The organism is Marinobacter sp. ANT_B65 (assembly GCF_002407605.1).
Classification (GTDB): domain Bacteria; phylum Pseudomonadota; class Gammaproteobacteria; order Pseudomonadales; family Oleiphilaceae; genus Marinobacter.
In genome coordinates this window covers 290,866-313,479 of sequence record NZ_NXGV01000003.1, presented here as the reverse complement: position 1 = coordinate 313,479, position 22,614 = coordinate 290,866, and the positions used below count along the sequence as shown (strand labels likewise).

Sequence of the window (22,614 nt, the reverse complement as noted above, 5' to 3'; positions counted from 1 at the left end):
CATGAGCCAGATCGATATTCAGTCTGATATCCATAAAACCATCCTTGAGCAGCAAAAAACTGAGGATCGCAGAAAGCTGATGCTCAACGGGGTTCTGCTCGTACTTCTGCTGCTGGCACCGTTTGTGATGTATCCGGTGTTCCTGATGAAAATCCTTTGCTTCGCGCTGTTTGCGGTAGCCTTCAACCTGTTGTTCGGATTCACTGGTTTGCTCTCTTTCGGGCACGCAGCATTTCTGGCGACGGGCGGTTATACCACCGGTTACCTGCTCAGTAATTTCAGTGGTCTTACCACGGAGATGGGCATCATTGCGGGAACATTGGTGTCCACGGTGCTTGGACTGGGCTTTGCTCTGCTGTCTATCCGTCGCCAGGGCATCTACTTTGCCATGGTTACCCTGGCTCTTGCCCAACTGGTGTTCTTCTTCTTTGTGCAGTCGTCATTTACCGGCGGAGAGGATGGTATGCATGGCGTTCCACGGGGTGAGCTGTTCGGGTTGATCAATCTTGAAGACAACCTGAATATGTATTACTTCGTGCTGGCGGTCTTCCTCGGCTGCTACCTGCTGGTTCAGCGCATTGTAAGCAGTCCTTATGGCCAGGTGTTGAAAGCCATTAAACAGAATGAGCCCCGAGCAGTATCTCTGGGCTACAAAGTGGATCGATACAAGATTCTGGCATTTGTGATTTCCGCTGCACTTGCCGGACTTGCTGGCTCCATGAAGTCCGTGGTGTTCCAGCTGGCGTCCCTGAACGATGCGCACTGGCATATGTCCGGAGAGGTCATCCTCATGACCCTCGTGGGTGGCATGGGCACATTGCTGGGGCCGGTTATAGGTGCAATGTTTGTGGTCAATATCGAGTACCAGCTCGCACAAGGCCCGCTCCGGGACTGGGTAGACCCGATTCTCGGTGGTATCTTTGTGCTGACAGTGCTGGCCTTCCGTAGCGGTATTGTGGGCGAGGTTCAGCGGTTTGTGAGGAAAAATATGGGTTAGCGCCGGAAGCTTCGGCAGGTAAAGGGCCACTTTCATGAGTGGCCCTTTTTTTATGTCTGGCCGCCGCTCAAGAGCCTTTGAGCCGGCATCTTTTTTTATCTGCCTGGATTCTTCTCATAAAATGTAAGCATGCTTATAATGCTCTAGCTTATAAATATGCTGGCTGAGCCATGCTTTACACTTTCAGGAACCGGGATACGATGCGCAATAACTCAGAAAGACTATCCGGAAAGTTTATTTCTAACGAATCAGGGCGTGTCAGCAGAAGGTTCGTGCTGCTCACCGTTATCCCTCTCGCAGTGATTCTGGCAGCTGTTATTTTCTACCTCCTTGGCGGCCGTTATATAGAAACTGAAAATGCTTATGTGCGCGCTGACATGATCTCTGTGGTTCCTGAGGTGTCCGGCACGGTTATCAATGTTGGAGTTAAAGAAAATCAGAGTGTGAAAAGAGGGGAGCTGTTGTTTGAGATAGATCCCTTGCGTTATCGAATTGCCCTCCAGAAAGCGCAATCCGGGCGGGAAGAAGTGCAAGCCGAGATTGAAGCCATGAAAGCCAGTTACCGGGAAAAGCAGCAGGAACTTGCGGTGGCCATGAATAATCACGCGTTTGCGCAGCGTGAATATGAGCGGCAAAGGGAGTTAGCGAAAAAGCGTGCGGTTTCCGAATCGGTGCTGGACAGCTATCACCACAAAATGGAACTGGCAGGGCAACAGATTCAGCAGGTACAGACGGGCCTTGAGCGCATTAAGGCTGGTTTGATCGGCGATCCGGATATTGCGGTCGAGAAGCATCCACTCTATCGCGAGGCCCAGTCAGCACTCGATACGGCCCGAAAGGATCTTGATGATACTCGGGTATTGGCGCGTTTCGACGGCATCGCTTCAAAGATACCGGTAGAAGGCCAGTATGCGGATCCCAATCGCGCAGCTATGAGCCTGGTATCCGTTTCGGGTATATGGGTGGAGGCCAACCTGAAAGAAACACAGCTAACCCATGTTCAGCCGGGCCAGAAGGTTGAGGTAAGCGTAGACGCTTATCCGGATTATACGTGGCAAGGGCGTGTTGGAAGTATTGCCGGTGCAGCTGGTTCCGAGTTTTCCGTTTTGCCAGCACAGAACGCGACCGGCAACTGGGTGAAGGTTGTGCAGCGAATTCCTGTGAGAGTCGAGCTGGAAAACACGCCGGATGCGCCTGGTCTGGTTTCAGGAATGAGTGTGACGGTTTCTGTCGATACCGGCCCCCAAACCCGTGGCCCCGCCTTCATACAACCGGTCACGTCCTGGATCCAGCGAGTGTTTGGATCCGACGCCGCGCCTGAACTGGCCGGAGAGGCTGAGTGAGCGGCCAGACAATTGGTTCGGGTACTGCGAACAGGGGGTTGATCACCGTATCTATTATGCTTGCAACAATTATGCAGGCAGTTGATACCACCATTGCAAATGTCGCCTTACCCCATATGCAGGGGAGTATGTCGGCTACCTCAGAGCAGATTGCCTGGGTGCTGACATCGTATATTGTTGCGGCTGCGATCATGACGCCCATGACCGGTTTTCTGGCTGCCCGTATGGGCCGTAAAAGGCTGTTCGTGACCGCTGTTATCGGCTTCACCGTAACGTCAATGCTATGCGGTATTGCCACCTCACTGGAAGAAATGGTGCTGTTCCGGGTATTGCAGGGCGTGTTTGGCGCAGGACTGGTTCCGCTGTCCCAGTCGGTGCTGCTGGATACCTACCCGAAGGAGAAGCATGGCTCCGCCATGGCTATGTGGGGAGTCGGTGTTATGGTCGGCCCTATTCTTGGCCCGACGCTGGGTGGTTACCTTACTGAATATTACAACTGGCGCTGGGTATTCCTGATTAACCTGCCATTCGGTGTTCTTGCTCTCCTGGGCATTCTCATGTTTGTGAAAGAAACCGAAAAGGAACCTCGGCGCTTCGATCTGTATGGGTTTGCGTTGCTGTCCCTGGCCATCGGCTCTCTGCAGTTGATGCTGGATCGTGGTCAGAGTCTGGATTGGTTCTCCTCCATGGAAATCATCATTGAATCGCTGATTTCAGCCTTGTGTCTGTATATGTTCATCGCACACATGATGACCGCAAAGGAACCCTTTCTGGAGCCGGGCTTGTTCAAAGACCGAAACCTGATTCTGGGTCTGGTATTTATATTTATTGTTGGCGTGGTTCTGCTGGCTACTCTGGCGCTGCTGCCGCCATTTCTCCAGAACCTTATGGGCTTTCCGGTGATTACCACCGGCCAGGTGCTGGCTCCCCGTGGCGTCGGCAGTATGCTCGCCATGATTGTTGTTGGCCGCCTGCTCAATGTCGTGGATGCCAGGTTTCTGATAGGCATCGGCCTTATTCTGATGTCCTTCTCTCTGTTCCAGATGGCGCAGTTCAATCTGGATATCAGCCCTTGGGCTCTAGTCAGGACTGGCCTGATTCAGGGGGTTGGTCTGGGGCTGGTGTTTGTGCCACTGAGCACTATCACCTTTTCCACACTGGCAACAGGTTACCGTACCGAAGGAACGTCTATGTTCAGCCTGATCAGGAATATTGGTAGCAGCATTGGTATCTCGGTGATGGTTGCACTCGCTGTCCGCAGTACCCAGACCAATCATGCGGTGCTGGGTGAGCAGCTCTCTCCCTATCGTGATCCGGTTCAGCGGCTGCTTGAGGAGGGCGGTAGCCTTGGCTCAACGGACCAGGCGCTTGCCATTCTCAATGGAGAATTAAGTCGTCAGGCCGCTGCTATCGGTTACCTTAACGATTTTCAGCTCATGGCGTGGATGACACTGCTGGCAATACCCTTATTGCTGCTTTTCCGGAAGCAGTGAGGCAGGTAAAGGTCAGGGACGGGTCACCTTACCAATATGTGACCGTGTACCACTGGATTTTGCTGCTTACGCGTTAGTCTGGTACCGATAACCCCATGGGGCAATTAAGGGTCTGGGGGAAGAAACTGACAAGGAGTGTTCGTGCCTAATATTTTACATTGCAGTCTGTTGTTTATGCTTGCTGTGTCTTCGCTCGCCCAGGCGCAGGTATACCAATGGGTTGATGAGTCTGGCCAGCGTCATTTCAGCGACAGGCCACCGCAAAAGAATGTATCTTCATTGAAGAAGATGGAGTCTGCAAAACCGACTCAAGCTCCCCGGAACCGCCCCTCTCTTGCGGAAACCACGCAGCCAGGCACAGTCGTGACTCGGGTGAACTATAATCATCCTGGTTCAAGCGAGTCTCTGAAGATAAGGCGTATGCTCGAAGCCCGGAACTTCAGCCAGCTTAACGACCTGCTTTCAAGGCTGCAGGTTACTGTCCAGAGCGATATCAGTCAGGACGTTGAGTTGCAGGCTGCGTACAGGGCGTTCTGGCTGAGCGAGAGTCACTGGGAGACAATATTCGATGACTGGGTGGCCCTTTTTCCTGACACCTATACATCCTATCTCGCGCGTGCAAGTTATCGGATTTCCCGTGCCTGGGACGCCAGGGGCGGTGCCTATATTGACAAAACACCTCAAGAAAATATTGACAGCATGAAGCATTGGCTGGCTCTTGCGAACTCGGATGTCGAGCTTGGGCTGTCTCTGGAGCCTCAGGCGCTTTGGGCCTATTGTTTACAGATCAATGCGGCTAAAGCTACAGGGCAGTACATAGTGGCGCAGGAGGCACTTGAGGTTGCAAATGATCGGTACCCGGCTAACTATATTGCGCGTAAATTCTATCTTGAGACTCTGGATCCAAAGTGGGGGGGCTCAGTGATCTCAATGCTGGGCTTTGCTCAGGGCGCTCAGGCCCAGGCTAACCGGAATCCGAATATCAGGCGGCTGCTTGAATATACGGCTTATGAAGCGGGGCGCATGTCCTATATCAATGGAGAGTATGAGAAAGCCCTGGAGTTGCTGGATGTTGCGATAGAGCGGGGTAGCGATGCGCGGACTTTTCATTTGCGTGCAAAAACCTACCGACGCCTGAATAACCTTGAACGAGCCCTCAAGGATGCAAACACGGCCATTGACCAGGAGGAAGATAACAGTAGCTATTTTCTTACTCGTGCTCGCATATATGCCGGACTGAAACATTATGATCAGGCATTCAAAGATGTTGAGCGTGCGAGCGCTCTGGATCCTGACCATGAACCGACAGAGCGACTGCGGCAGAGTTTGTTGGCTATCGCTCGTCATCCTGATTCAGAATTTTTTGAACCGAACACACCCGTCAGTTCTGAAGTTGATACACAGGATCCCGCTTCTCTATTTAATTTTGCCAAGCAATTAATCGCGAACAAGAAGTTTGCGGAGGCCAGGGATGCTCTTGATAAGGCGATAAGCTTGAGCCCTGCAACCTTTGATTATTATAAGGCCGTGGATTACGCACTGTTCAAGATGGGTAAAACTCAGGACATCCTGGAGTACTGGGCGCGCTACCTGTCATACAATCCTGATGATGGCAGGGCATATCTTGAACGCTCCGGAACCCACTATCATCTTCAGGATTTTGCCGCTGCAAAAAAAGATGCAAAACGTGCGGCAGAACTTGGTACCAAGGGCGCAGCGAAGGCTTATAAGCAGCTTCAGGCACTGAGCTCTGGCTGAAAGCATGCACATGTCGTGTGACATTTTCTCTGTACCCATACAGCGGGTAACCATAGCTGGCTATCTGAGTGCCAGTTCGACGGCTTGCGCTGCATGAATTTCTGTTGTGTCGTACAGCGCAACCTGCGAATCAGAGTTCTGGATCAGTAATCCGATCTCGGTACATCCAAGAATGACGGCCTGAGCTCCGCGTGCGGCCAGTGAATCTACGATATCCAGATAAGTAGATTTCGACCCGGAATTGATAATGCCGTGGCACAACTCTTCGTAGATGATCCTGTGTACAGATTCCCGTTCATTATCATCGGGAACGAAAACAGTGATTCCCTTTTCCTCCAGGCGCTCCCGATAGAAAGCCTGTTCCATAGTGAACCGGGTGCCAAGTAACCCTACCGAGGTTATCCCGTCTTCGATCAACACCCTGGCGGTCGCATCGGCGATGTGAAGCAGAGGCATGGCCGTAGCCTGCTCGATTTGTGGTGCAACCTTGTGCATGGTGTTGGTGCAGATAAGGAGGAAATCGGCTCCACCTGCCTTAATGGATTGCGCCGCCGATGTCAGTATTTCCGCCGTTCCGTTCCAGTCCCCCTTGTGCTGGAGAGCTTCAATCTCGGCAAAGTCTAAGCTGTAGAGCAGGATCCTGGCCGAGTGAAGCCCGCCAAGGCGTTCCCGAACTTGCTGGTTGATCAGGCGATAATAAGTCTGGGTAGATTCCCAACTCATGCCGCCGATTAAACCTATGGTTTTCATAAGGCCCCGGTTGCGCAATAGGTCTGTAAGGATTCCGGCATCTGCTTTTCTGCAGCACCGCCGGCATTACGTTTGTTTATTAGCCTACAAACATCTTCTTCGCAAGCGGAAGCCCCTTGAAACCGCTCACCGCAATCGTTGTCAGCAGGCCACCGAGCATTGCTCCAACTACGCCACAGGTCATGATGTCCTGGCCGGTAAGGTAAAGACCGGGAATGCGGGTTTTGGGTTTCAGCCAGTCCAGCTCGAAGCGGTCAGGGGTGTGGTCCAGACCGTAGATTTCCCCTTCGCTGTAGCGGCAGAAGTAATCCGTGGAAAGTGGAGTAGATAACTCGTAATAGTCTACTTTGCCTTCAAGGTGCGGAAACTTCTCGTATAGCTTTTTCAGCAGGCGCTGGGCGTATTCTTCTTTTTTTGCCTCGTAATCTTCACCTCGTTTGCCCCAGGTTTTGTCGGCCCAGTTTTCATACCATTCAAATGGGCCGGGTGCCACGATCTCGATGGTGGCGCGGCCAGGGTAGCGCTCGGCAAAGCTGGGGTCTTTGGCGGAGGGGAACGAAATATAGGTCAGAGGTATGTCATTGGCTTCCGGGTTGGCCATGAAGTCCTTAACCTGTTTTTCGTAATCTGCGCCGGGGTAGATCCAGTAGTTGGTTTTTGGCAGCCCGAGGTTCTCAGCAGTATCCTGCAGGCCGATATACAGGCAATTGCTGGCCATGGAGCGCTTCACGGTCGTCAGCTTGTCCTGGTAGTAGTCCCAGTCCGGTGCCTCTTTGGGTAGCAGTTTGTTAAAGGTATTGAACACGCCGGCGTTGCTGATGACCAGTGGAGAACGAATCTCTGCGCCGTCTGCCATGCGAACGCCCACGGCTTTGCCTTTCTCGATCAGAATGCCGGTTACGTCGGCGTAGGTAAAAACTTCGCCACCGCTTTTCTGTACTACCGGGATGATGGTCTTGGCCATTTCTGAAGCACCACCGATAGGGTAGTAACCACCGTGGAGGTAATGGCGGGCAATCAGTGAGTGAATGATGAAACTGGACTCAGCCGGCGGCAGGCCGTTATCTCCCCACTGGCCGGTAAGCACAGCAATCAGTTCCTGATTGCTGGTAATGCCTTCGAGCACCTCGCGGGTCGGCTTGTTCAGGAAATCCGGGGCACGGCGTTTGGTGAGCATACTCAGCGGGCCGGCAGCCACATCCGGCAGAACCTTGCCCAGAACAATTCCCGGCATGGCCTTGGCTACCTGGCGCAGGTAATCCAGGTATGTGTCTATGGCCTGTTCTTCTTCCGGGAAGGTTTTCACCAGTTCCGCACGGAAGGCCTTCGGGCCGGCGACCAGATCTACCTGTTTGTCGCCCAGGAAAATACGGTCGTAATGGGCATCCAGGGGCGCCCAGTGCAACTGGCCATCGGTAATGTGGTCAAACAGGCGCTTGCCCATTGTCTGGTCGGAGCCCATGTCGCCGATGTAATGCACACCTACGTCCCACTCATAGCCGTTACGGTCGTAGCTGTGGGTGAAGCCGCCTGCAGTGTAGTGCTGTTCAAGCACCAGAACCTTTTTGCCCATCTTGCTCATGCAGGCGGCAGCAGTGAGGCCGCCAATGCCGGAGCCAATGATAATGGCATCATAAGGGCCGTTAAGCCGGTTGGCGCGATAGCGACGGCCAATACGGAGGGTACTCGGTTTGGGGCTGCTCATAAGATCAAATCCTGTTGTGATTGTTGTTGGTGATCAGACCGGGAGCCGTCCAGTAATAAGCCGAGTACGCCTTCGGTCAACATGGGGTCGGTCTTTGCCGCGGGCAAATGGCCGTCGATGGTGAGTTGTGACAGCCCGTGTACCAGAGACCAGGCTGCTGCTGTGATAAGCGAAACAGGGGAAGCCTTGAGATACCCAAGCTGCCTGGCGCGGGCCACGGTGTTTTCGAGAATCTGGAACGCGCTTTTCCCGGCGGCATCCAGCCGGGGATGCGCGCCTTTGGGCAGAACACGGCCGCCGAACATCAGGCGGTAGAGGTTGGGCTCATCCTGAGCGAAATTGACGTACACCCGTCCAATCTCGATCAAGGCCTTGCGCGGGGCCTCCTGATCTACGGCCTGGAGCCGTTCGCGCAGGGCTTCAAACCCGCCGATGGCCAGTTCAGCCAGTAGTGTGTCGCGATCTGAAAAATGCCGGTATAACGCCGGTGCGCTGACACCTAACTGCTTGGCAAGGGCGCGCAGGCTGATGGAGGCGTCTCCTTGCGACCTGAGTGTGTCGAGTGCCAGATGCTGAACCTGCAGAGGCAGGTCGCCATGATGGTAGGCCGGTTTTGCCATGGGTGTCTTGGCTCGCTTGATGTTATCGGCGGTAACAATGTTAACCATGATAACATCACGAAGTTGTGCTTCAGTCAATCAGATTTTAATAGGCAAAAAAAAGCCCCGGTATCCCGGGGCAATCGAACGCTCAGGGGGGCAGCTCTGACGCCTACTTCAGTCCCATTTCCTCAATGGAAATTTCCCGCATCTTGAACTTCTGAATCTTGCCGGTCACCGTCATCGGGAATTCATCCACGAATTTGTAATTCCGGGGGATTTTGAAGTGGGCAATCTTGCCTTTGCAGAAGGCCATGAGGTCATCCGCATCTACCTGGTCAGCATCCGGGCGCAGTTTTACCCAGGCGACCAGTTCTTCACCGAACTTGTCGTCGGGAATACCGGTTACCTGAACTTCTTCGATAGAGGGGTGGGTGTAGAGGAATTCCTCAATTTCTTTCGGGTAGATGTTTTCACCGCCGCGGATCACCATATCCTTGATGCGGCCGACAATCTGAACATAACCTTCGTCGTCCATGGTCGCCAGGTCGCCTGTGTGCATCCAGCCGGCGTCATCTATAGCTTCCCGGGTCTTTTCTTCGTTGTTCCAGTATTTCAGCATCACGCTATAGCCGCGGGTGCACAACTCACCAATTTCGCCACGGGGCATTACGTTTCCGGTTCCCGGGTCGACAATTTTGGTTTCCAGATGTGGCTGTGTCCGGCCCACGGTGGTGACCTGCTTCTCGAAGGGGTCGAGGGAACTGGTCTGAGTGGATACCGGGCTGGTTTCAGTCATGCCATAGGCAATCTGAACCTCTTTCATGTTCATATTACCGTTGACCTTTTTCATCACCTCCGCCGGGCAGATGGATCCGGCCATGATGCCGGTGCGAAGGGTTGAAAGATCATAGGACTCGAAATCCGGTTCAGCCAGCTCTGCGATGAACATGGTTGGGACGCCATAGAGTGCTGTAGCCTTTTCCTGGTGCACTGCCTGCAGAACGGCTTTCGGTTCAAAGCCTTCTCCCGGGTAGATCATTGTGGAGCCGTGGGTAATGCAGCCCAGATTGCCCATCACCATGCCGAAGCAGTGGTACAGAGGTACGGGAATGACCAGGCGATCTTTCTCTGTCAGGACCTGGCTTTCACCCACAAAGAATCCGTTATTCAGAATGTTGTGGTGGGTGAGGGTGGCACCCTTGGGGTTTCCGGTTGTGCCTGAGGTGAACTGTATGTTGATGGGGTCATCAAACTGCAGTTGACTCTGTACCTTGTTTACTTCGTCCTGGCTGATGTCACCCGCAAAGCCGGTGAATTCATCCCAGCTCCACATACCTGCGTGTTTTTCAGTATCCAGATTGATCACTGCGCGCAGATCAGAAAGCTGTTGGGCCTTGATCTTTCCGGGGGTACCCACTTTCAGCTCAGGCGCCAGATCGTAGAGAGTCTGGCGGTAGTTGGACGCTTTAAAGCTGTCGGCTGTGACCAGCACGCTGATACCGGCCAGGTTCATGGCGTATTCCAGTTCATACATGCCGTAGGCCGGGTTGATGTTTACGAGAATGGCCCCGACCTTGGCCGTGGCAAATTGGGTAACCGTCCATTCATACCGGTTGGGTGCCCAGATGCCCACGCGGTCGCCACGTTTGACGCCGATGGCCAGAAACGCTCGCGCTGCCTCATTGACCTTGGCAAGGAATTCCTTGTAGGTCCAGCGGATGTCCTGATGCAGACACACCAGGGCTTCGTTATCGGGATACTTGTCGGCTGTGCGGTCGAGCATTTCGCCGATGGTCATGCCCAGCAACGGTGTTTTGGAGGTACCGCTGGTGTAGCTTGGAAGAGTCTGATTCATTGTTTGCCTCCGGTTGTTTTTGTCTTCGAGGTCTGAGATTTTTTGAGTCTGTCAGCGACTCTGGCTGTGGTATTCAGGGTTAGGGCGCATGTCACTGGCAATAGCTACGCGGTTGGACATATTGTAGAAGCCGATCACGTTGCTAAGATCCCAGATGCCGCGGTCGCTGAACCCTGCATCCCGAAGTGCCTGCACTTCGGCTTCTGCAACCGTTGCAGGGGAACGGGTAAGGATGGACGCGAAATCAAGCATTGCGCGCTGGCGCTTGTCCAGTCGGGCTGACCGGTAATTCATGACCAGATGCTCGCCCAGCGCCGGGTCGCCGCTCAGGACGCGCACAGCGGCTCCGTGAGCCACCAGGCAATAAAAGCATTTGTTTTCTGATGAGACGACAACAGCAACCATTTCCCGTTCCAGCTTGCTGAGTTCACTCTCGCCCATCATTAACTCGTTATAGAAGCGGGTGAAACCATCCAGTTGCTTCAGGTTCTGGCTGAAGGCTGTGAGAACATTAGGAACCATTCCCAGTTTTTCGATGCAGATTTCAAAGTACTTTCTGACATCATCCGGGAGGTCTTTCATGTCTGGAATCGGAAGGTCCAGTGCGACGACATTTTTATTATTGGTCATGTCACATCCTCAGAATTGTAGAGCCTGGCCCACTTTGGAGCCGTTCTGTCGATTGAGTTGGCCGGTGATCCATCTGCCGGTGGTGACCAGTTTGTTCAGGTCTACACCTGTGCGGATGTCCAGGCCGTTGAGCATGTAAAGAACATCTTCGGTTGCCACGTTGCCGGATGCGCCATTGGCATAGGGGCATCCGCCCAGACCGGCAACAGAAGCATCAATTACCGCTATGCCTTCTTCCAGTACCGCATAGAGGTTGGCCAGTGCCTGGCCATAGGTGTCGTGAAAATGTGCGGCAAGGCGCTCAATGGGCACATGGCTTGCCACTGCTTCAACCATGCGCCTGGCTTTCAGCGGGGTGCCTGTGCCGATGGTGTCCCCCAGAGAAATTTCATAGCAACCCATATCGGCCAGAGCTTTTGCGACTTTCGCCACCTGTTCGGGTGCAATATCGCCCTCGTAGGGGCAGCCGAGCACTGTGGACACATAGCCGCGCACAGGTATGTTGTGCTTCTTTGCGGCTTTCATTACGGGCAGGAAGCGTTCCAGGCTTTCAGCAATGGAGCAGTTGATGTTCTTCTGACTAAAGGATTCGGATGCCGCGCCAAATACTGCTACTTCATCAACGCCCGCTGCAAGGGCGCTTTCAAAGCCCCGGAGATTTGGCGTAAGAACTGAGTAGCGTACACCCGGTTTGCGATGGATGCCTGCCATTACCTCGGCCGCATCTCCCATTTGTGGCACCCACTTGGGCGACACAAAGCTGGCAGATTCGATGTGGGTAAGTCCGCAATCTGCCAGCCGGTCAATCAAGCCGGTTTTGATGTTGGTTGCAATCACCGGGCCGGCTTCATTCTGCAGTCCGTCCCGTGGGCTCATCTCAACCAGCCGCACCTGTTCTGGAAAGGCCATCAGACTGCCTCCCCGGCGTTTGCTTCAGCAATCTCGATAGCAATCAGTTCGGCGCCTTCGGAAACCTGCTCGCCTTCCGAGAAGAAAACCTCGGTGACAACACCGTCTGCAGGTGCTTTGATGGCGTGCTCCATTTTCATGGCTTCCATGATCACCAGCGACTGACCGGCGACAACTGCATCACCTGGTTTGGCCTGTACCGCCACAATAGTGCCGTTCATAGGTGCGGTCAGCCCGCCCTCTGGCGCCAGGTCTTCGGAAACATAGTTTTCCCGATACACTGTGCACTGGAAGGTGTCACCCTCGTAAAAGAGTACGAGTTGATCATTGTGGAGGTTGCCGTGAATGCTGATCCGGTGACCATTGACCACTGCCTGCATGTAGTCGTCATCAAGTTTTGCTGTGAGGCAGTAGATGCTGCCATCTACGAATACCTGATAGTTGTCATCCCGCTCGAGAATTTTCAGCTCGTGGATGTCTTCACCCACCTGCAATTGCAAAGGCTGAGCGTATTCCGAATTCAGGCGCCAGCTGTTGCGACGGCCAAATGGTGACCAGGGATCGGTACTCACGGATTCTGTGGATTTGCGTTCTTCCAACACGAAGCCAGCGGCCAGCACCAGTGCCTTATCGATGTCCAGCTTCGATTTCGGGAACAGCAAGTCACGGTGGCTGTCGATAAAGCCTGTGGTCAGGTCGGCTTCCCGGAACGGCTGGGCATCGGCCAGTGCATGGAGGAACCGTATGTTGGTTTTGACACCAGCAATTCGGTAATGCTCCAGAGCCTGAACCATGCGGTTGATGGCCTGGTCACGGGTTTCGTCCCACACGATCAGTTTGGCAATCATTGGGTCGTAGTGAATGCTGATTTCATCGCCTTCGATCACGCCGGTATCCACGCGCACGTGGGCGCTTTCATCAGGCGTACTCAGGTAGCGCAGATTGCCGGTTGCCGGCAGGAAATCCTGATCCGGGTCTTCCGCATAAATACGGGCTTCCAGTGCATGTCCACGGGTTTTTACCTGAGACTGCTCCAGCGGCAGGGGATCGCCCCAGGCCACTTTCAGCTGCCATTCCACCAGATCCTGTCCGGTTACCATTTCTGTAACCGGGTGCTCTACCTGCAGGCGGGTATTCATTTCCATAAAGAAGAATGAACCGTCGACATCGTAGAGAAACTCCACGGTGCCGGCGCCCACATAGTTTATGGCCTGGGCAGCTTTAACAGCGGCTTCACCCATGGCTTTTCGGGTTTCGTCGCTCAGGCCTGGTGCCGGAGCTTCTTCCAGCACTTTCTGGTGACGACGCTGAACCGAGCAGTCGCGTTCAGCCAGATACACACCATTGCCGCTCTGGTCACAAAAAACCTGGATCTCTACGTGACGCGGCTGGGTCAGGTAGCGCTCAATCAACATGTCCGGATTGCCAAATGCGTTCTTTGCTTCGCGCCTGGCTGCGGCGAGGGCTTCGTCAAACTCGCCGATGTTTTCAACAACGCGCATGCCTTTGCCGCCGCCACCGGCGACTGCTTTCAGCAGTAGAGGGAAACCACATTTTCCTGCTTCTTCGCGCAGGGTTTCCGGGGACTGGTCGTCGCCATGGTATCCGGGCACCAGAGGCACGCCCGCTTTCTCCATGATGGCTTTGGCGGCCGATTTTGAGCCCATAGCGGCAATCGCAGAAGAGGGCGGCCCGATAAATACCAGGTTATTGGCTTCGCAGGCTTCTGCAAACCCGGTATTTTCAGAGAGAAAGCCATAACCGGGATGGATTGCCTGAGCGCCACTCTGCTTTGCGATTTCGATGATTTTGTCACCGCGCAGGTAGCTTTCAGAGCTGGGAGCCGGGCCAATGTGAAAGGCTTCGTCTGCCATGGCTACGTGATGGGCATTTGCGTCTGCATCCGAATAGACTGCGACGCAGCGAATACCCATGCGGTGTGCGGTCTGGATAATCCGGCAGGCGATTTCGCCCCGGTTGGCAATGAGGATTTTGCTGAACATGTTAGTTGCTCTCCGGAATCCAGTTGGCGCGACGTTTGTTCAGAAAGGCGTTGAGCCCTTCCTGACCTTCTTTGCCGACGCGGATATCAGCGATGCGGTGCGCAGTGTCATCAATCACAGTGCCGTCTATAGGTTTGTGGCTGACAGCAAATACGAGGTCTTTGGCTGCCTTCATGGCTTCCGGGCCATTCAGGGCAAGCTGCTGCAGCATTTCGTTACAGCGGGCGTTCATGGACTCAACATCGGCACAGACGATATGCACGAGGCCGAATCGCTCTGCATCCGTGGCTGTGAACACCTCCGCTGAAATAAAGAAACGGCGGGCCTGCCGCTCTCCAATAGCTCGTACTACGTAAGGGCTTATCACCGCAGGAATCAGACCCAGTTTTACTTCACTGAGGCAAAAACTGGCCTTTTCTGTTGCAATGACAATATCGCAGCAGGCTGCCAGGCCCACGGCACCACCGTAGGCTGCGCCCTGAACAAGGCCTATGACCGGCTTGCTGAGGTGGTTCAGGCATTCCATCAACCGGGCGAGCTGGCGGGAATCTTCCAGGTTCTCCTGCTGGCTGTTGTCTGCCATGCGTCGCATCCAGCCGAGATCTGCTCCCGCTGAGAAATGCTTGCCTTCGGAGCGCAGGATGACCACTTTCGTTTCACTATCTTCGTCTGTTTCCGTGATAGCAGTGATCAGCTGCTGGATAATTACATCATCAAATGCGTTGCGTTTGTCCGGCCGGTTCAACACGATTTCGGTCACACCGGCATCGCGGCGTCTGAGCAGAACGGCCGAATCCTGGTTTGTCATATCTGGTTTTACGTTGCTGTCTGTCATCGTCATTCTCTCCGGTTACATCCTGAACACGCCGAAGCGGGTGGGCTTCGCCGGTCGGTTAAGGGTAGCGGAGAGACTGAGGGCAACGACTTCCCGGGTCTGGGCCGGATCGATCACCCCGTCGTCCCACAGGCGGGCACTGGCATAATAAGGGTGTCCCTGGTGTTCGTAGGTGTCGGTAATTGGCTTTTTGAACGCGGCTTCTTCTTCCTCGCTCCATTCCTGACCTTTGCGTTCCATGCCTTCACGGCGAACCTGGGCCAACACGCCAGCTGCCTGCTCACCCCCCATGACAGAGATGCGGGCATTGGGCCACATCCACAGGAAGTCCGGGCTGTAAGCGCGGCCACACATGCCATAGTTGCCAGCACCGTAGCTGCCACCGATAAGTACGGTGATCTTGGGTACGTTGGCGCAGGCTACAGCCATGACCATTTTGGCGCCGTGTTTGGCGATGCCTTCGGCTTCGTATTTCTGACCTACCATAAAGCCGGTGATGTTCTGCAGAAACAGCAGTGGGATATTGCGCTGGCAGCACAGTTCTATGAAGTGCGCGCCTTTCTGGGCAGATTCACTGAACAGGATGCCGTTGTTCGCGATGATGCCTACGGGGTAGCCATGGATATGCGCGAAACCGGTGACAAGGGTCTGGCCGTAGTAACGTTTGAACTCGTCAAATTCGGAACCATCCACCGTGCGGGCAATCACGTCGCGTATGTCGAACTGTTTGCGCAGATCTGTGCCAACGATGCCGTAAACTTCACGAGGATCGTACAGCGGGGCTTTAGGCTTGCGAATTTCTACATCGACCGGTTTACGGCGGTTGAGATTGGATATGCAGCGGCGTGCAATTTCCAGGGCGTGGGCATCGTTTTCGGCGTAGTGATCGGCAACGCCCGAGACTTTACAGTGTACGTCGGCACCGCCCAGATCTTCTGCTGTGACAACTTCACCGGTGGCAGCTTTTACGAGTGGCGGGCCAGCCAGGAAGATGGTGCCCTGATTACGTACGATGATGGATTCGTCAGCCATGGCCGGCACATAGGCGCCGCCGGCGGTACATAAGCCCATTACTACTGCGATCTGCGGAATATCATCGGCAGACATGCGGGCCTGGTTGTAAAAAATGCGGCCGAAGTGGTCACGGTCCGGGAAAACTTCATCCTGCAGTGGCAGGTTGGCGCCGCCGGAGTCTACGAGGTAGATACAGGGCAGGCGGTTTTCCAGAGCGATTTCCTGGGCGCGAAGGTGTTTTTTTACCGTCAGCGGGTAGTAGCTGCCCCCTTTTACTGTGGCGTCGTTGGCAATGATCATGCATTCGGTGCCGGACACGCGGCCTACGCCGGCGATGACACCTGCTGCAGGGACTTCTTCATTGTAGACGTTGTAGGCGGCAAACTGGCCTATTTCAAGGAACGGTGAGCCGTCATCAAGGAGGCGGTTTATACGCTCTCTCGGCAGGAGTTTTCCCCGGGCGATGTGGCGCTCCTGGTATGAGGGGCCGCCACCTTGCTGGATGGTGGATACCTTATCCCGCAGGTCTGCGACGGCTTCTTCCATGGAGGCCTGATTGGCCTGAAACTCTTCAGACCTTGGGTTTATTTTGCTCTGGAGTATCGTCATAGGGATTCTGGTCCGTGCATCGGGGGTGAGGCTCTGGCTGTCCGGGAACCGCTACGAGCACATCCCTGTGCACTTGTCTCCGGCCGTCCCTGGCCTCCGACATTCCCGGACAGCCAGAGCCTCACCCCCTTGTTGTACTTGGTACGTTTACCCGCGCTTTTAACTGCCGAGTACCCATTATTTGTTCAGGAACAGTTCCCGGCCGATCAGCATGCGCCGGATTTCGGAGGTGCCCGCACCGATTTCGTACAACTTGGCATCACGCAGCAGACGGCCAGTGGGGTAATCGTTGATGTAACCATTGCCGCCCAGCAACTGAATGGCGTCCAGGGCCAGTTTGGTGGCCATTTCGGCGGAGTAGAGGATCGCGCCGGCGGAGTCCTTGCGAGTGGTTTCGCCGCGGTCTGCTGACATGGCTACCATGTAAACGTAGGATTTGGCGGTGTTCATCCAGGTATACATGTCGGCGATTTTGCCCTGCACCAGTTCGAACTCACCTATGGCTTTGCCAAACTGCTGGCGCTCGCGTATGTAGGGAACCACAACGTCCATGGCTGCTTGCATGATGCCCAGCGGGCCGCCGGAGAGTACGAGGCGTTCGTAGTCGAGGCCGCTCATCAGTACACGTGCGCCGCCACCGACTTGCCCGAGAACGTTTTCCTTGGGTACCTTGCAGTCCTGGAACACCAGTTCGCAGGTGTTGGAGCCGCGCATGCCGAGTTTGTCGAGTTTCTGATGCCTGCTGAAACCTTCGTAATCGCGCTCTACGATGAATGCAGTGATGCCTTTAGAACCGGCTTTCACGTCGGTTTTGGCGTAGATAACGTAGACGTTGGCGTCCGGGCCGTTGGTGATCCACATTTTGTTGCCGTTCAGGACATAGTGGTCGCCGGCGTCTCTGGCGCTCAGTTTCATGGAGACAACGTCGGAGCCGGCATTGGGCTCGGACATGGCCAGGGCCCCGATGTGCTCGCCACTGACGAGTTTGGGCAGGTATTTCTGCTTCTGTTCCTCAGTACCGTTGCGGTGAATCTGGTTTACACAAAGATTGGAGTGAGCACCGTACGACAGGCCTACCGAGGCTGATGCGCGGCTAATTTCCTCTACGGCAATTACGTGGCCAAGGTAACCCATGCCAGAGCCGCCATAGGCTTCATCCACAGTAATACCCAGAAGGCCCATATCGCCGAACTTTTTCCACAAGTCCATGGGGAATTCATTGTTACGGTCGATTTCTTCAGCACGAGGTGCGATCTCGGTGGCAGCAAAACCGTTAACCTGCTCGCGCAGCATGTCGAGGGTTTCGCCAAGGCCGAAGTTGAGTTCTGAGTATTGTGATTTCATGTTTGGTTGCCTTTTGTTCTGCCAGATACGTGTTTTAAAATGGCTTGCCGGGCCGGGCGTTAGTTGCCGTCAGTTCTATTCAGCAATACTTTTGGATTCATCGTTGGCCGGGGCCTGTTGTTTTTTCTTTTTCTGCAGTTCAGAGAGAGCTTCCCGACACCTGGATTCTGCCGTGTCGATTTCCATCTCCGCCATAGCTATGTCGCTTTTCTGCTGTTCCATATGAGCGCGTTTGTTACTCAGTATGGTCAGCATCTTTAACAACTGTTTTTCGTTCCCGGTTGCTGTTTCATCCCAGAGGTCGAAAAGTTCTTTGGTCTCAGCCAGCGAGAAGCCCATGCGCTTACCCCGGAGGATCAACTTCAGGCGCACCTTGTCTTTGGTGCTGAAGATTCGCGTCTGCCCGCGTCGAGCGGGCTTTAACAGACCCTGATCCTCATAGAAGCGGATGCTGCGGGTTGTGACATCGAACTCATTGGAGAGCTCGCTGATACTGAACGTTCTCTTTTCGAGCATGGCGATATCCTTTTTGAGTAAGGTTAGATGAAGTTTACGTAAACGTAAAGCGGTTTTGAGGGTGAAATTATTGGTTTCTGGCTCATAAAAGAAATAAGTCAGTGTGTCTGGCTGGTTGCGACGAATTGTATCAGAGAGTGTTAAGCGGTTGGGCAGGGCGTTCAGATGGGTGGTGGTGGTTTTTCCGGGACTGACTCAGCCCCGGAGACTGCGGGGTTGAGTCAGTTACTCACAGGTTTCAGGAAAGGTTTTCCCTGAGTTTTCGTTTTAACAGTTTGCCCGCAGTGTTTTTAGGCAGTTCGGCTACAAAGTGGATATGTTTTGGCACTTTGAAGCTGGCCAGTCTGGAGCGTGCATGGCTCATCAGGGCTTCGGGGTTATCCGGGTAGCCATCTTTTAAAACCACCACAGCACAAATGGCCTCAATCCACTTTTCATCGGGCACACCGATAACTGCAACCTCCGCAACGGATTCATGCTGGTAAAGGGCTTCTTCTACATCGCGACTGGCAACCAGCACGCCGCCGGTGTTCACAACATCTTTAATGCGGTCGACAATGTAAATGTAGCCTTCTTCGTCCTGGTAGCCCAGGTCGCCGGAACGGAACCAGCCGTCTCTGAATGCTTCATCTGTGGCTTCTGGCTTGGCCCAGTAACCTACCATCAACTGCGGTGAGCGGTGCACCAGTTCTCCTTGTTCTCCGGGTTTGCAGTCTTTGCCGCTCACCGGGTCGACAATGCGGGTCATCACCGTTTGCATGGGGCGACCGGCAGAGGAAGGCCTGTCAGCGTGTTCTTCCGGGAGGAGGACAGTTGCCAGTGGTGCGATTTCGCTTTGGCCGTAACAGTTGTAGAGGCCCGCGCAGGGTAGTTTCTCGCCAAGCTCTTTCACTACCTGAACGGGCATGATGGATGCGCCGTAGTAGAGCTTGTCCATGTGTTGCAGTTTTGCCGGGCTGAATTGCGGGTGATTCAGCAGTGCAATCCATACAGTGGGTGGAGCGAAAAATGTATTGAGTTGTTCGCTGGCGAGTAGCCCGAGGATTGCATCGGGTGTCGGTGTGTTGATCATCCGGCTGTAACCGCCACTCAGCAGCATCGGCATGGTGAATACATGCATCTGGGCTGAGTGATACAGGGGCAGGGCTGCCAGGGACCGGTCGCTGGCCCGGATATTCAGGTGATACTGGCAGGCGCCATAATGTGTCATCAGTGAACGGTGGGTATGCATGGCGCCTTTGGGGTCCGAGGTGGTGCCGGAGGTATAGAGAATCTGCACCACGTCCGTATCGGATAGCTCCAGTTCCGGTGCTGTATCGTTTCCGGGCTCAAGCGCGAACTGGAGTGCGTCGGGTTCGCTCCCGCCATGAATGCTGCCGTAGATGGCAACCTCCGTTGTATCCCGGACTGCATCGACCTGAGGGTGCAGTTCCAGGTCGGAAAACAGAGCTTTGCAGCCAGACTGATTGAGTGCATAGGTGAGCTCATGGCCAATCAGGGCGTAGTTAAGTGGCACATGAATCAGCCCGGCCTTTGTACAGGCGAGCCAGAGCAGAACGTAAGCGTCGGAGTTTTTGCCATAGGCACCAACGCGGTCGCCTTTTTCAAGCCCCAGCCCGATCAGTCGGTGGGCCAGCCGGTTAGAAGCTGCGTGAATTTCTGAGAAGGTCCAGATGCGATCGTCGAAAGCCAGCGCCGTACGGTTGCCGTGGGCGCTCGCGGAGCGGGCAATGGCATCGCCAATGGTATTGCGCAAAGCCCGTTGGATATCCGCCGATACGGAGGAGGAAGCGGATGTACGGGAATTGTTCATGCAGTTACCTCTTTTAGTGTTGTTATTTAATGCGTGCGGGCATTAACTCAGAGGAACGGACCCTGCGGGAATGATCGCTCAGGTCGAAAAATTTGACTCAATCTGCCAGCGAGGTGTTTTAACCGTGGGTTTATCCGTGCCACTGGGAGGGGGGAGTTCCGGTCCAGCGCTTGAAAGCCCTGCAAAACGAGGCGGTTTCTGAAAAGCCAACGCGTTCACTGACGTCTGCAACGCTGAGATTCTCAGTGCTCATGAGTTTTATCGCGTACTCCCGTCGCAATGATGTTTTGATATTGCGCAGAGACGTTCCTTCTTCCTGAAGCTTGCGCCCGATACTTCGGGGCGTCATGTGCAGGAGTTGCGCAAGTTCATCCAGGCTTGGCATGTCTCTGAGACTTTGCCGGGCCAGCAGGGCACGAACCCGGTTCCGCAGACTGTCGTCATGATCCGGGCGGTGGAGAATATTTGCGGGGGCTTCCCTGAGGAATGCAGCCAGTTCAGCTTCGCTCCGGGTCAGGGGTAGCTGCAGATACTTTTCATGCAGATAAAAACCGCAGACAGGGCTGTCAAACTGTAATTCGGATGGGTACATGGCCCTGTATTCAGCAGCATGAGGAGGGGGCGAATAACTGAATTGTGTAGTTGCAAAAGGAATCTGCTGGTCCACCAGCCAGCAGGAAAATCTTTGCCACATAAGCAGCAGGAACTCCTGTAGCAGGTGGTCCGTATCCTGGCTGGCGTCTTTAAGGTTCAGGCGAAAGAAGACCACTTTGTTGCCCTCGCTTTCTTCAAGGCCTATATCGACATTGTCACAGGCTATGTCAAAGAAACGGGCGCTTTTTCGCAGCACTGCACCGAGCGACGCAGAGCCCAGGCAGTAGTCAGTCATCAGTGCAAAGGTACCGTTTTTACAGCGTCTGGTGGATAGCCCCATGAATTCGTCGCGGGTTACCCTCCATACGCTTTTTATAAGACGGGTGAACTGCTCTTCTGAAATCATTTGCTCAGGCTTGTTCAGCCATTCTGCCGGGACTCCGGCGCTTTCCAGCAATGTCTCGTGGTGAAAGCCCTGTCGCTCGGCGCCGCGAATCGCGGCCTGGAGGTAGTGGTTGGCAATGTGGGCTTTGGGCTGCGCGTTGGACATGTCTACCGTGGTTCCGGTGCGTAATATGTCAATTTTTTCGGCCTGTACGGCCATTCTCGGTGAACAGGATAACCCTTTAAATAGGCGGCTGCCTGACTAATCAGACAAAAAGCGGAGTTGTGCATGTCCGGACACCAAGAAGATACTGAGCTCTTTCACTCCATGATCAACCGCGTTCTTGATACGGAGATCGCGCCCTTTTATGAACAGTGGGAGGAAGAAGCTGCGATCCCGCGCACGCTTTGGCATACCTTGGGGCAGGCAGGGATGCTCGGTATTGATATGCCGGAAGAATACGGTGGTGCAGCCGCGAGCTTTGAAATCTCACAACTGGCAATTGAGGAGATGGCCCGAAAGGGTTTTGGTGGTCTGGCCTCCGGTTACAACATCCACGCCAATATTGTGATGCCCTATATTCTGCACCTCGGCTCTGAAGGCCAGAAGCAGCGGTATCTCCCGGATATGATCAGCGGCAATATACTCAGCGCTATTGCAATGACGGAACCAGGTGCCGGCAGCGATCTGGCTGCAATGCGCACTACGGCTCAGCGCACCAGTGATGGCTATGTGATCAACGGCGCAAAAGTTTTTATTACCAATGGCTTGCAGGCAGAACTGGTGATTGTGTGTGCGAAAACTGACCCCGGGGCCGGCGCCAGGGGCGTATCCTTGTTCCTGGTGGATGCCAGACTGCCCGGATTTTCCCGGGGCAAGGGTATTCGCAAAATTGGTCAGCACGCCAGTGATACCGCAGAACTGTTTTTCTCGGACCTTGTAGTTCCACATGACGCGCTGCTGGGTGAAGAAGGGCGCGGGTTCGCCTATCTCATGCAAGAGTTGCCAAGAGAAAGGCTGGGCGTCGGCGCACAAGCCGTCGGGGCCACTGAAGGTGTGCTGGCGATTACTCTCGATTATGTGCAGCAACGCCAGGCCTTTGGCCAGAGAATTGCTGATTTCCAGAATACCCGTTTCAAGCTTGCTGAAGCACGGGCGCGGCTGGAAATGGCTAAAGCTTATCTGAATCAATGCATTGCCAAATATCTAAAAGGCGAAATGGGGCCGACAGAGGCTGCCATTCTGAAGCTGATGCTCACTGAAATGCAGTGCGATATAGCGAATGAGTGTCTGCAGCTGTTCGGGGGCTACGGCTATACGCTGGAGTACCCTGTGTCACGATTTTTTGTGGATGCCCGGGTACAGACAATATATGCCGGGACGTCTGAAATTATGAAAGAAGTCATTGCCCGCTCTATGCTGGGCAAATAGATTATCCGTTATTCGGATTTGTTGTGAT

At 54.2% G+C, this 22,614-nt stretch carries 18 protein-coding genes; 5 read left to right on the top strand and 13 right to left on the bottom strand.

The features are described from left to right. Position 1: 1 nt before the first annotated feature. The 4 genes from CPA50_RS14500 to CPA50_RS14485 all read left to right on the top strand — a co-directional run bounded on the left by CPA50_RS14500 (position 2) and on the right by CPA50_RS14485 (position 5,591). The gene (locus CPA50_RS14500; protein ID WP_096783246.1) at positions 2 to 997 is read left to right on the top strand and encodes a branched-chain amino acid ABC transporter permease; all 996 of its coding nucleotides are present in this window, start codon (positions 2 to 4) and stop codon (positions 995 to 997) included. Positions 998 to 1,197: 200 nt separating this feature from the next. After that, positions 1,198 to 2,340 carry an HlyD family secretion protein gene (locus CPA50_RS14495; protein ID WP_096783245.1) on the top strand — a complete coding sequence of 381 codons (1,143 nt, stop codon included), beginning with the start codon at positions 1,198 to 1,200 and terminating at the stop codon, positions 2,338 to 2,340. Positions 2,341 to 2,396: 56 nt separating this feature from the next. Further along, a complete protein-coding gene (locus CPA50_RS14490) occupies positions 2,397 to 3,833 on the top strand; it encodes a DHA2 family efflux MFS transporter permease subunit (RefSeq protein ID WP_096783539.1) in 1,437 nt (478 codons plus the stop codon). 141 nt (positions 3,834 to 3,974) lie between these two features. Beyond that, entirely contained in the window at positions 3,975 to 5,591 is a 1,617-nt protein-coding gene (locus CPA50_RS14485) for a DUF4124 domain-containing protein (protein ID WP_143750752.1), read from the top strand. 60 nt (positions 5,592 to 5,651) lie between these two features. On the opposite strand, the gene CPA50_RS14480 is transcribed toward CPA50_RS14485, so the two are convergent. From CPA50_RS14480 to CPA50_RS14420, 13 genes are all read right to left on the bottom strand, one after another. Further along, on the bottom strand, positions 5,652 to 6,341 hold the full coding sequence (locus CPA50_RS14480; protein ID WP_096783243.1) for an aspartate/glutamate racemase family protein: 690 nt from the start codon (positions 6,339 to 6,341) through the stop codon (positions 5,652 to 5,654). A gap of 79 nt (positions 6,342 to 6,420) precedes the next feature. Next, the gene (locus CPA50_RS14475) at positions 6,421 to 8,046 is read right to left on the bottom strand and encodes a phytoene desaturase family protein (RefSeq protein ID WP_096783242.1); all 1,626 of its coding nucleotides are present in this window, start codon (positions 8,044 to 8,046) and stop codon (positions 6,421 to 6,423) included. After that, complete coding sequence (locus CPA50_RS14470) at positions 8,043 to 8,714, bottom strand: TetR/AcrR family transcriptional regulator (protein WP_227519666.1); 672 nt, start codon at positions 8,712 to 8,714, stop codon at positions 8,043 to 8,045. Before CPA50_RS14470 ends, CPA50_RS14475 begins: the two co-directional genes overlap by 4 nt. Positions 8,715 to 8,817: 103 nt before the next feature. Beyond that, a complete protein-coding gene (locus CPA50_RS14465) occupies positions 8,818 to 10,503 on the bottom strand; it encodes an AMP-binding protein (protein ID WP_096783241.1) in 1,686 nt (561 codons plus the stop codon). Positions 10,504 to 10,554: 51 nt separating this feature from the next. Beyond that, positions 10,555 to 11,133 carry a peroxidase-related enzyme gene (locus CPA50_RS14460; RefSeq protein ID WP_096783240.1) on the bottom strand — a complete coding sequence of 193 codons (579 nt, stop codon included), beginning with the start codon at positions 11,131 to 11,133 and terminating at the stop codon, positions 10,555 to 10,557. Between the two features lie 9 nt (positions 11,134 to 11,142). Beyond that, positions 11,143 to 12,042, bottom strand: coding sequence for a hydroxymethylglutaryl-CoA lyase (locus CPA50_RS14455; protein ID WP_096783239.1), 900 nt, complete (start codon positions 12,040 to 12,042; stop codon positions 11,143 to 11,145). After that, entirely contained in the window at positions 12,042 to 14,045 is a 2,004-nt protein-coding gene (locus CPA50_RS14450; protein ID WP_096783238.1) for an acetyl/propionyl/methylcrotonyl-CoA carboxylase subunit alpha, read from the bottom strand. The genes CPA50_RS14455 and CPA50_RS14450 overlap by 1 nt, the downstream gene beginning before the upstream one ends. Position 14,046: 1 nt before the next feature. Further along, complete coding sequence (locus CPA50_RS14445; protein WP_096783537.1) at positions 14,047 to 14,853, bottom strand: enoyl-CoA hydratase-related protein; 807 nt, start codon at positions 14,851 to 14,853, stop codon at positions 14,047 to 14,049. 42 nt (positions 14,854 to 14,895) lie between these two features. Continuing rightward, positions 14,896 to 16,503, bottom strand: coding sequence for a carboxyl transferase domain-containing protein (locus CPA50_RS14440; protein ID WP_096783237.1), 1,608 nt, complete (start codon positions 16,501 to 16,503; stop codon positions 14,896 to 14,898). Positions 16,504 to 16,680: 177 nt separating this feature from the next. Further along, positions 16,681 to 17,847 carry an isovaleryl-CoA dehydrogenase gene (locus CPA50_RS14435; RefSeq protein ID WP_096783236.1) on the bottom strand — a complete coding sequence of 389 codons (1,167 nt, stop codon included), beginning with the start codon at positions 17,845 to 17,847 and terminating at the stop codon, positions 16,681 to 16,683. A 75-nt stretch (positions 17,848 to 17,922) separates the two neighbouring features. Further along, positions 17,923 to 18,363, bottom strand: coding sequence for a MerR family transcriptional regulator (locus CPA50_RS14430; protein WP_096783235.1), 441 nt, complete (start codon positions 18,361 to 18,363; stop codon positions 17,923 to 17,925). A gap of 238 nt (positions 18,364 to 18,601) precedes the next feature. Then, positions 18,602 to 20,176 (bottom strand): fatty acyl-CoA synthetase, encoded by a 1,575-nt coding sequence (locus CPA50_RS14425; protein ID WP_096783234.1) that lies wholly within the window; start codon positions 20,174 to 20,176, stop codon positions 18,602 to 18,604. A gap of 130 nt (positions 20,177 to 20,306) precedes the next feature. Then, positions 20,307 to 21,320, bottom strand: coding sequence for an AraC family transcriptional regulator (locus CPA50_RS14420; protein WP_096783536.1), 1,014 nt, complete (start codon positions 21,318 to 21,320; stop codon positions 20,307 to 20,309). Between the two features lie 123 nt (positions 21,321 to 21,443). On the opposite strand from CPA50_RS14420, the gene CPA50_RS14415 reads away from it, so the two are divergent. Continuing rightward, entirely contained in the window at positions 21,444 to 22,586 is a 1,143-nt protein-coding gene (locus tag CPA50_RS14415; RefSeq protein WP_096783233.1) for an acyl-CoA dehydrogenase family protein, read from the top strand. Positions 22,587 to 22,614: the final 28 nt, after the last annotated feature.

What these genes read in the sequence shown, in the direction of transcription:
- CPA50_RS14500 (WP_096783246.1), top strand. Translation starts at nt 2, where the DNA reads ATGAGCCAGATCGATATTCAGTCTGATATCCATAAAACCATCCTTGAG.
- CPA50_RS14495 (WP_096783245.1), top strand. Translation starts at nt 1,198, where the DNA reads ATGCGCAATAACTCAGAAAGACTATCCGGAAAGTTTATTTCTAACGAA.
- CPA50_RS14490 (WP_096783539.1), top strand. Translation starts at nt 2,397, where the DNA reads ATGCTTGCAACAATTATGCAGGCAGTTGATACCACCATTGCAAATGTC.
- CPA50_RS14480 (WP_096783243.1), bottom strand. Translation starts at nt 6,341, where the DNA reads ATGAAAACCATAGGTTTAATCGGCGGCATGAGTTGGGAATCTACCCAG.
- CPA50_RS14475 (WP_096783242.1), bottom strand. Translation starts at nt 8,046, where the DNA reads ATGAGCAGCCCCAAACCGAGTACCCTCCGTATTGGCCGTCGCTATCGC.
- CPA50_RS14470 (WP_227519666.1), bottom strand. Translation starts at nt 8,714, where the DNA reads ATGGTTAACATTGTTACCGCCGATAACATCAAGCGAGCCAAGACACCC.
- CPA50_RS14465 (WP_096783241.1), bottom strand. Translation starts at nt 10,503, where the DNA reads ATGAATCAGACTCTTCCAAGCTACACCAGCGGTACCTCCAAAACACCG.
- CPA50_RS14460 (WP_096783240.1), bottom strand. Translation starts at nt 11,133, where the DNA reads ATGACCAATAATAAAAATGTCGTCGCACTGGACCTTCCGATTCCAGAC.
- CPA50_RS14455 (WP_096783239.1), bottom strand. Translation starts at nt 12,042, where the DNA reads ATGGCCTTTCCAGAACAGGTGCGGCTGGTTGAGATGAGCCCACGGGAC.
- CPA50_RS14450 (WP_096783238.1), bottom strand. Translation starts at nt 14,045, where the DNA reads ATGTTCAGCAAAATCCTCATTGCCAACCGGGGCGAAATCGCCTGCCGG.
- CPA50_RS14445 (WP_096783537.1), bottom strand. Translation starts at nt 14,853, where the DNA reads ATGACAAACCAGGATTCGGCCGTTCTGCTCAGACGCCGCGATGCCGGT.
- CPA50_RS14440 (WP_096783237.1), bottom strand. Translation starts at nt 16,503, where the DNA reads ATGACGATACTCCAGAGCAAAATAAACCCAAGGTCTGAAGAGTTTCAG.
- CPA50_RS14435 (WP_096783236.1), bottom strand. Translation starts at nt 17,847, where the DNA reads ATGAAATCACAATACTCAGAACTCAACTTCGGCCTTGGCGAAACCCTC.
- CPA50_RS14430 (WP_096783235.1), bottom strand. Translation starts at nt 18,363, where the DNA reads ATGCTCGAAAAGAGAACGTTCAGTATCAGCGAGCTCTCCAATGAGTTC.
- CPA50_RS14425 (WP_096783234.1), bottom strand. Translation starts at nt 20,176, where the DNA reads ATGAACAATTCCCGTACATCCGCTTCCTCCTCCGTATCGGCGGATATC.
- CPA50_RS14420 (WP_096783536.1), bottom strand. Translation starts at nt 21,320, where the DNA reads ATGTCCAACGCGCAGCCCAAAGCCCACATTGCCAACCACTACCTCCAG.
- CPA50_RS14415 (WP_096783233.1), top strand. Translation starts at nt 21,444, where the DNA reads ATGTCCGGACACCAAGAAGATACTGAGCTCTTTCACTCCATGATCAAC.